6 protein-coding genes are annotated in these 7,585 nt (G+C 40.4%); all 6 read right to left on the reverse strand.

Translation table 11 applies throughout. The annotated features are described in order from the left end of the window. Nucleotides 1-292: 292 nt before the first annotated feature. The 6 genes from HMPREF9075_RS09150 to HMPREF9075_RS09175 all read right to left on the reverse strand — a co-directional run bounded on the left by HMPREF9075_RS09150 (nucleotide 293) and on the right by HMPREF9075_RS09175 (nucleotide 7,108). Complete coding sequence (locus tag HMPREF9075_RS09150; protein WP_009416269.1) at nucleotides 293-1,315, reverse strand: hypothetical protein; 1,023 nt, start codon at nucleotides 1,313-1,315, stop codon at nucleotides 293-295. Nucleotides 1,316-1,394: 79 nt separating this feature from the next. Further along, on the reverse strand, nucleotides 1,395-1,916 hold the full coding sequence (locus HMPREF9075_RS09155) for a Crp/Fnr family transcriptional regulator (RefSeq protein WP_009416270.1): 522 nt from the start codon (nucleotides 1,914-1,916) through the stop codon (nucleotides 1,395-1,397). 121 nt (nucleotides 1,917-2,037) lie between these two features. Then, a complete protein-coding gene (locus HMPREF9075_RS09160) occupies nucleotides 2,038-4,479 on the reverse strand; it encodes a GIY-YIG nuclease family protein (RefSeq protein ID WP_009416271.1) in 2,442 nt (813 codons plus the stop codon). Between the two features lie 15 nt (nucleotides 4,480-4,494). Next, nucleotides 4,495-4,878 (reverse strand): hypothetical protein, encoded by a 384-nt coding sequence (locus HMPREF9075_RS09165; RefSeq protein WP_009416272.1) that lies wholly within the window; start codon nucleotides 4,876-4,878, stop codon nucleotides 4,495-4,497. 75 nt (nucleotides 4,879-4,953) lie between these two features. Further along, nucleotides 4,954-6,441, reverse strand: a complete 1,488-nt coding sequence (locus HMPREF9075_RS09170; protein WP_009416273.1) for an Eco57I restriction-modification methylase domain-containing protein — start codon at nucleotides 6,439-6,441, stop codon at nucleotides 4,954-4,956. Nucleotides 6,442-6,466: 25 nt separating this feature from the next. Beyond that, the gene (locus HMPREF9075_RS09175; protein ID WP_009416274.1) at nucleotides 6,467-7,108 is read right to left on the reverse strand and encodes a hypothetical protein; all 642 of its coding nucleotides are present in this window, start codon (nucleotides 7,106-7,108) and stop codon (nucleotides 6,467-6,469) included. Between the last annotated feature and the right edge of the window lie 477 nt (nucleotides 7,109-7,585).

Genomic DNA, 7,585 nt, shown 5'->3' on the forward strand with positions numbered 1-7,585 from the left:
ACTTTGGCAAACTTTCAGAGTTTGACAAAGTTTTTCTACCCCTCAATCCAAAATTCTCCCACCTGTCCCACAAGTCCTACCCGTCCCAAAAGTCCCAAAAGTCTCACAAGACCTACCCGTCCCACACTTGAGCCTGTCCAAAAAGTCTTTAATAGTATGATTGTGACATCTCTCCCCTTTGGGGCAGGGGGATGTTTATTCACATTGTAGGGGCGATTTGCCAATCGCCCTCACAAAACAAAACTTTTTTTGGGCAGCCTTCACGAGCGTTATGAAAAGCGCAAAGTACAAATTAGTTGTTAATAATTACTTCTTTGATGTCTTTTCTCTTAGAATAGGCTACAGGTTTAGCATAACCAATACGCAAAAGAATTTGAGGATAAATAGGAGTACTGGTAGGCAGTTTTTCGCGAAGAGAGGTATTTACCTCAAGCACTTCGCACGGCTGATTCAGGTAAGCGTGTGCTATGCCAGCCTCGGTGAGCAAGAGTAAAAAGCGTTCGAGAGTACGCCCCGTTTGTATCCACGTGCGTATATCGTTTTGCTCAGTAGTGATAAGCACCATATCAGATGATGACAATATCTTCTTGAGGTCAGTTTTGTTTTGCGTCTTGGCATTCAGACTGCCTTTTACGATAGGTTCAGTTACCCAGCGAGGCAAGTTAGGAGCGCCGAGTACAGCATAACTAAGTCCGTCATTAGTGCTTTCAGAATGTTTTTTGTTGAAGCGAATCCACGAGAGGAGTTCGTTTTTAAAAGCAGGGTCTGACATTTGAGCGGTATTCCCCTGCAAGACAGCTTGAGTGAGCAGTTCATAGAGCGGAGAACCATTGGCAAAGGTAAAAATACCCGTAGCCTCTGTTTTAGCAACAAGATTTTGCAGTAGCGTAGGGTCTATGCGCTTATGGTTATACTCAGAGCGGTTAGTTTGGCGTTTTGCAATAACCTCAGCTAAAGGATTAGGCACAACAGTAGCCGATTGTTGTAGCCCAATGGTAATAACGCCTTCCTCGTTAATGTTTACCTCTGTTTGATAATGTAGCTGAGTGGCTTTGAGGCAAAGGTTTTCGAGAGCACAACCCAAGCTAATGAAGAGTTCTCGATGCTGACTATCAACAGCAGGTAAGGCTTTCTCAAAATTAGGTTTGATAACGATGCTATGCTCAGAGGTCTCAAACCACCAAGGCTGAGAGTTATGTCCCGATGGGGCTTGAGTAGCAGCGGTAATAAGTGTTAGAAAATCAGCTGTTTGAGCATTAGCTTTAAAAGCTGCAACTGCCATAATAAGAGTAATAGGTAACATTTTTAAGTTCATTTTTAGTTTGTATTTGTTTTACGATGCAAAGTAACGGCAGAAAAAGATAAAAAAAATGAACTTGAGTTAAGAAATGAAATTAAAATATCCGTTTGCGTATTCTACTGAGAGCTTGAGGGGTAATACCTATATAAGAAGCAATGTATTTAAGAGGTATATTCTGAATAATCTTAGGGTCTTTTTCTAAAAGAGTCCGGTAAATTTCTTCAGGAGATTGCAATAGCAACTGGGCTTCGCGTTTCATTTTCTCAATAAGAAGATGTTCTAATATCCCTACTTTTATTTCTAAAAAGTGTATATCGCCAATTAGGATATTAAGGTGCTCTCGCCCTATCTTATAGGCGGTTACCTCTTTGAGGACTTCAATAGAGAGCAAAGAAGGCTCTTGTTTTACAAACGAAGTATAAGAAAGACAAAACTGCTCACTGAAGAGAATATCTACAGTAGTTTCTTTGTCGGTAAGTGGATTGTAATAGAAAAAGCGCACTATGCCATCGCTAAGGTAATACAAGTAGTTTTCTACTTCCCCAGCGCGGGTAATGAGTTCACCCTTAGCAAAGTGCACTTCCGTAAAATATTGATTAAGAAAATCGAGATGCATTAGTACGCTCTTTCTTTTTGCAGCTACAAAGGTACAGCCCGTTTAGCACATATACAAATATTTTCTGTTAAATATAAGCACCACTACACAAATTTATAGCTTATACCTTTTACCAAACGCATCATAATACTACAAAACTCTCATCTTCATAGCGTTTAAATTTATAAACAGCATCATTCATCAATCCCTTATTGAAAACCCCCAACGAGGCAAGCAATTCAAATTGTTGCTGAGTAAGTCCCGTAACGCGTTTAAATAGCTCTGGTTCCAAACGCCGCACCACATCGTAAAAAGTCTCTTCGCGATAGGTAGTCAGGTACATAAAGTACGGAATACGCGTAGCGAGTTTGCGCAACTTCTTCTGTATTTCAGTGCGTTTTTTATTATACTCTTTTTCTTCTCCGGTTATTTTCTTATCGGGTTTTTCTCTTTTTTCGGCAGCCTCTTTCTTGGCTTTTTTTATCTTTTCGCTCTTGCTAATCACTGCCGTAAGGTCATCGCGTAGCGAGCGAAAATCTTCTATACTCTCCAAGGCAGCCATTGCTTCGGCATTGTTTATCAGCCTACTTAAAGTAAGGGTATCTACATTCACCAGCAGATTGCTTTCCCAGCGCCGCACCAGCTGGTTGGCTGTCGTACCCACTATAATTTTGTCTAATATATCCTGTGCATTAATAGCGTCTAATCGTCCCCCTTCGTAGTAAAGCACCGGCAAAAAGTGTATAAACTCAGCTACTGCCTGCTCCCTGCTTATCTCGCTATTCATCGTCAGCTGACCGCAGTATTGGTCTATCTGCTTCAGTGCGCGGTCAGGGGCAAAGTCAAATACATAACACAAGGTTTTAAGTATTTCCTCGCGGTTGGGCGAAGTGTTATTCGGGTTTTTCAGTACCCAAGGTGTCTGCACCCTAAAAATCGACTGAAAATAAGTCTCCGGACTGGTAAGGCTCCTAAGCACAAAAATACCCGACCACGCAGGCACCGATACCCCTGTAGTGAGCTTGCCACAAGATAGCGTAATCGACTCCGATCTAATAGGGTCGTCCATTTGCTGTTCCATACGCTTCAAGGCTTCTTCTCCTATCCCTGCCTTAGTGCCCGAGCAGTTGATAATCTTATAGTTTTTGAAAAACACATTCGCTTTTAGCAAATTTTCCATCGCATCACAAGCCGATACATTAGGCAAAAACCAAAAAGTATGTTGCAAGTTTCTGAGCAATTCCACGTCCGAAAAAGGCATAGGGGCATAAATATCCGCTTTCAGCTCGGTTTCATTAGCATCTAAAAATTGCCCTTTGATAAAATTCAACCAACCTTGCACCGCTGTTTGATATTTGAATGTAGCGTGTTTTCCTTTGCCTTCAGCTTTAAAAAAAACATTGAGGTCAAACTCATCTTTATCACCTTTCTCAGCCATTTCTTCTACCTTTTGGGGCAGTTTGTAGAGCATCATCTGCATTTTGGGCAGCGACAGATAGGGGTTGTTATCGCCCTGCCATTGCTCTTTGGCTTGTTGCTCATCGGTATATGTCCAGCTAAAAATCTGGTCTTCTAAGAAGTCGCCGTTTTGTAGCGCACGGAAAGGAGTGCCAGAGAGGTACAAATAATGGTTAGTAGTAATGGGCAGGGCTTCCTCATCAAAATCCTCTACAAAGCTAATATCGTTACCCTCTTCTTCTTCTATAGTCTTAGCCTCTGTTCGGTAGTCTTCGTACTCTTTTTTAAGTTGCCTTTCTATCTCTGTCGCTGTTTTAGGATCACCGAAAAGGTCTTGTGCTTTTTCGCGCCACGCCCCAAAGTGGTATTCGTCAAATATCACACAATCCCAATGCGTTTGGTGTATCCATTGGTTTTGCTCTTTAATGCCCTCCGTAGTTCTGTCTTTGCCCAATAGGTCTTGAAACGAACCAAAATACACATACGGGCGCTGCTTATCTATCTGTTCCGGAGAGGTATCAATCTCCGACTGCGATACAAACTGCCAGCCTTTAAAATCAATATGCTTAGTCAGGTCTTCGCGCCACGCATTTACCACAGCAGGCTTAAAGGTGATAACAAGCAAGTGCTTCCAGCCCATCGTTTTAGCCAACTGATAGGCAGCAAAGGTTTTGCCAAAACGCATTTTGGCGTTCCAGAGAAAATGCGGTATATGTCCTCCAGCAGGGCGATTTTTGTTAAAATAAGCCGCGGTCATCATTACCGCTCTTTGTTGTTCAGGGCGCATTGCAAAGCTGTGATAGCGACTCGCATCGGTATCGTATTGCCCCGTCTTTTCATAGGTAATACACGCTTTTAGTAGCTCGACACTACAGCGAAACCACTCGCCTTTTTCACGCACCACCCCCATACGCTGTAAGCCACGATGAATTTCGTGGTCGGTAAAAAACGTGCCATCATTGCGAATAGCGAGCTCATCAAGTTCTATACGCCACGTTTGTTTAGGCATTTTCACAGCTTCAGTTTGCTGGCGTACGCGCTCTTCAGCCGTAAGGGTAGTATAACCCACCTTTAGGCAATTAGGAAAACGCTCATCAGAATACGCATAAATACGAGGAATATTCATAAAATCAGTAATTAGTTAGATTATTCTTGAACTGTTGTTGGACTGCTTTTTTTTCTTTCCTAATATAGCCATTATTCGATCGTTAGTAGTCTTCCATTCTTTAGCTTTCTCTTTGTTCCAATTTTCTTCTAGAATGTTTGGGCGGTACTTCTGTATTTCCTCGTCCGTAGCAAGCCTAAGGCTTTTTGAAGAACACATCCCACAGCTATCTATTCGTATATATTCATCATTCACATCATCCAAAATCCGTATTTGTATTATGATACCTATTTTAGGATTGTACTGTCCTTGATGGTCATAATCTATTATTACTACATCACCAAGTTTTAAACCATCTATTTCTTCATCAGTAGAACTATAGTCTGCAAAACAATATTCTTTATAATTTGCTATATTCATTATTATATTATTTATATTAAACTTGTTAGTCTGTTTGTGTATGTTTCTCTTTTCTTTATTACTCTTTTATTAATTCTACTCCATTGGTCTTACCATTTTTTCTATATAAGCTATTTCTTCCGCTGTAAGACCATATTTGCGGTATAGCTTTTCGTCTGTCCATTCCTCATCAAAATCTTGCTGAGGAACAAATTGATAAACACCTCTCATTGCATCTTGTGTGTTTTTCTTCATATTGAGCATAAAATGAAAAAATTTAGTTCGTATATATCGTATTATACTCCTACACTTTTTTTCAGTAGCAAAAGGTCCTATTACTAAGTAAGTTTGTGTACAACAAGAATTGGGTTCTGCATAAATAGGTTTGATATTATCAGTCCCTATTTCACCATTTCCAAAAACTTTAGGTACAAGTATTTTATGTTCGAGAACCCATTGCTTATTTTTGTGAACTTGTTCTTCACTTATGTATCCTATAAATTGATTTCCAAATATTTTTACTGCATCTTTGAAAGATTGTTTTTTATATGATTTAAAAGATGATAACAATCCAAAAGGTGTTTGTACACTAACAAACTCACTAAAGCTTTTTTCATTAAAGTTTCTGACTTTATGATAAATGCTAATAGCTTGATTATCTCTTATAAAGACATCTGCTCCTTCTTCTTTTAAAGCTCGTGTCATTTCAGATATAACTTCTCCATTTTCATAGGAAACAACGCGGCAGTCTCCTTTATATTTTCTGTCCCAAAGAAAATAGTTTACCCCTCCTTTTATTTCTACCCCTGGAAATACTTCTGAAGCATTAGGAAAATCGTGAATTTCTTTAAGCCTTCTGTCATTTAACATTTTCTCTCTAAAATCGTCTAAACCTCTACCACCTGCAAACCACCTACTGGGTACAATCATACATAAATAACGAGGGTTTAAGGTTATGGCTTGCTCTATAAACTTATGGTAAATAGCTATGGCAAAACTTTTACTCTCAACACCTACATTTAGCTGGTAAGGTGGATTGCCGATGATTACATCAAATTGCATTTCTTTATAAGGGTTTTTGTTATGTATAAATAGATAAGCGTGTTGTTCTAGGGCGCTACGTTGCTCTGCACCAAACTCTCTTTCGGTGGCACCGCAATAAGTGCATCTGCCCTTAACGAAGGTATGCTCGCAGGGCTCAAAATAAATATTGCCATCGGGGTTGCCTTGCTGGGCAAAAACATCGGTAAGGCAGTGTGCTAACTCGGTAGTATCTTTATTACAATAAAGGGTACGCCTTGCGGTGAGTGCCGTAAGCTGGGTAATGGCAATGCCGTAGAGCTGCTGCCCCAGTATATGGTCAAGGCGCGCTTGCCGGTCGGGTATCGCTGTAGCCAAACCTTGCATCAGGCGTTTGGCTATCTCGCGCAAGAATACACCACTCTTAGTAAAAGGGTCTAAAAACTTAGCATTGGGGTCGCTCCACAACGTATCAGGCAGGGTGTCGAGCATACGGTTGGCTATTGCTGGCGAAGTGAAAACCTCATCATTACTCAGGTTTGCTAAACAATCTAATATATCCATAATAATTCGTCAATGAGTTAATTTTCTAATTTCCAAATTTGCTAATTTCCAAATAAGGCTTATACACCGAGGTTTGTGCGTGTATCTCATTGCTTATGCCAAACATATCAAGCTGTTTACCTACATTGCCAGCGGTAGTGGTCTCAAAATCAAAAGTGCGATAGGCTACTTGTGTAAAGTCGGGCGCACTAAAAAGCCATTCGTAGAATACAATCGGCTGTCCATCAGCTGTTTTATAAGTAAGGGCATCACCACAAATAAGGTTTTTTTGCATTATAAACCGAACGCTATTAGCAAGGGCATCTTCTAAAGGGTGTCCTTGTATTGGCTCATAGGTACTCAAAAGTTCGCTAAAAAGCCGTTCGCGGCATTCGGCTATATTGTCGGGCAATATATCTATCCCATAGATGCTGCCCACAACCTGTAGCAGATGGGTGTCATACGCCAAAGGCTGCTTGCCGTACTGCTCAGCAAGGGTGCAGAGCTTGCGGTGCAAGATTTCAATAAGAAAATTGCCATTGCCGCAGGCGGGTTCTAAAAAAGTAGCACTGAGGCTAAAACTCTGCTCTTTTACCAAATTGAGCATAGCATTTACCTCGCGCGGGTTAGTATACACCTCGCCGTGATCAGCTACTCGCTGTTTCGATTTTACTTGTGGAAGTTCCATAGCAAAGAGCCTTCACCTGTTCCTAAGTGAAGAAATAACGCTTAAAAAGCGTGGAACAGCAGCTCTACTCTTTGCACAGATAAAAAAAGTAGCTCATAGCAAAGGAAGACACTATCGCGCTTCCTTTGCTCTACAGGCTAACCTATATTCTGCGTTACTGACAAAAATTTTCCAGATTTTTACGGGTAACAGAATAAAGCTAACGCTTTTTTTTGTAAAGTAGACATAAAAAAGCGTGAACTAATATTCTACTCTGCTACCCGTAAGCGTCTGGAATCGCTCAATAACACAGAAATAGATAGCTCACGCCTATAATAGGAGGAGCATTATCCTTTTGTTTCTGTGTTATTTTAAAAATTTTCCAGATTTTTACGAGTAACAGAACAAAAGCTAACGCTTTTAATATATCTTTATTTTCAGTGGGCTGTCCAAAAAGTTTTTTTAAGTATGATTGCGCCACACACTTTGGCAAACTTT

It is taken from the genome of Capnocytophaga sp. oral taxon 332 str. F0381 (assembly GCF_000318275.2).
Taxonomy (GTDB): Bacteria; Bacteroidota; Bacteroidia; order Flavobacteriales; family Flavobacteriaceae; genus Capnocytophaga; species Capnocytophaga bilenii.